This window comes from Bradyrhizobium liaoningense (assembly GCF_018130955.1).
Taxonomy (GTDB): Bacteria; Pseudomonadota; Alphaproteobacteria; order Rhizobiales; family Xanthobacteraceae; genus Bradyrhizobium; species Bradyrhizobium liaoningense_C.
Window position 1 is genome coordinate 1 of record NZ_JAFCJM010000150.1, and the last position, 1,308, is coordinate 1,308.

Annotated in this window: 1 protein-coding gene; it reads right to left on the reverse strand. The window is 59.6% G+C overall.

Features of this window, described 5'->3' with window-relative positions:
- A protein-coding gene (locus tag JQ632_RS39125) for an IS3-like element ISRj2 family transposase (protein ID WP_212408047.1) occupies positions 1-1,108 on the reverse strand; the annotation gives its coding sequence in 2 pieces (ribosomal slippage) (positions 1-856 and positions 856-1,108; 1,109 coding nt annotated over the 2 pieces). This gene is flagged as partial in the annotation.
- Between the last annotated feature and the right edge of the window lie 200 nt (positions 1,109-1,308).

Genomic DNA, 1,308 nt, shown 5'->3' on the forward strand with positions numbered 1-1,308 from the left:
TGCGTGCCGAAGTAAGCCTCGTCGGGCGTGCGCCCGTCAAGGCTCGAGTGAGGGCGTCCCTGATTGTAGAAGGCCAGATACTTGGCAATTGACGCTCGCGCCTCGGACACGCTGTCGTAGGCGCGGAGATATACTTCTTCGTATTTGACCGTGCGCCAGAGCCGCTCGACAAACACGTTGTCGCGCCAGGCGCCCTTGCCGTCCATGCTGATGGCGATCTTCGCGTCCAGCAGCACATCGGTGAACTCGAGGCTGGTGAACTGGCTGCCCTGATCCGTGTTGAAAATCTCGGGCCTGCCGTGCTTCGCCAACGCCTCCTGGACCGCTTCGACGCAGAAGGCCGCCTCCATTGTGATCGAGACGCGATGGGCCAGGACCCGTCGGCTGAACACATCGACGACCGCCGCGAGATAGACGAAGCCACGCCGCATCGGAATGTAGGTGATGTCCATTGCCCACGCATGGTCGGGCCGCTCGATCTTCAATCCGCGCAACAGGTACGGGTAGATCTTGTGACCCGGAGCCGGCTTGCTCGTGTTCGGGCGACGATAGACCGCCTCGATCCCCATGCGCTTCATCAGCGTCGCGATGTGGCGGCGACCGGCGTATACGCCCTCCCGCCGCAGCAACGATCGCAGCATACGCGCTCCCGCGAAGGGATAATCGAGATGCAGCTCATCGAGCCGACGCATCAAGGCAAGGTCCTCGGCCGAAACTGGCCGAGGTTCATAGTAGACCGTGCTGCGAGCCAGCTTCAGGACCTTCGCCTGGCGCACGATAGAAAGATCATGATCGCGGTCGATCATCGCTTTGCGCTCAGCAGGCCCGCCTTGGTGAGCGCGCCGGACAAAAAATCGTTTTCCAACGCCAGCTCGCCGATCTTGGCATGTAACGCCTTCAAATCGACCGGCGTCTCGGCCGATGTCTTGTCATGCCCAAACACGCCGGCGGCGCCTTCCAGGAGCTGGTTTTTCCAGATCGTGATCTGGTTCGGATGAACATCAAACAGCTGCGCCAGCTCCGCCAGTGTCTTGTCGCCTTTGACCGCAGCCAAAGCAACCTTCGCCTTGAATGCCGGAGAATGCGTCCGGCGGCTCTTCTTCGTCATCTTCGCTCCTGATTCGCAGCAAGAATCCTCGCCGCTATCAGGCAGAAAATCCACTCAAGCTACTGTCCGAATTTGCGGGGCCAGCTCTCTGAGCCACTTCCGGTAATGGCCGATTGTGTTGCAAAAGTCGAAAGTTGCAGGGCTCAAGATTTTTCGCGAAAACACTAAGCAGCGAGCGATCGCTGATTCGTATGACCTCA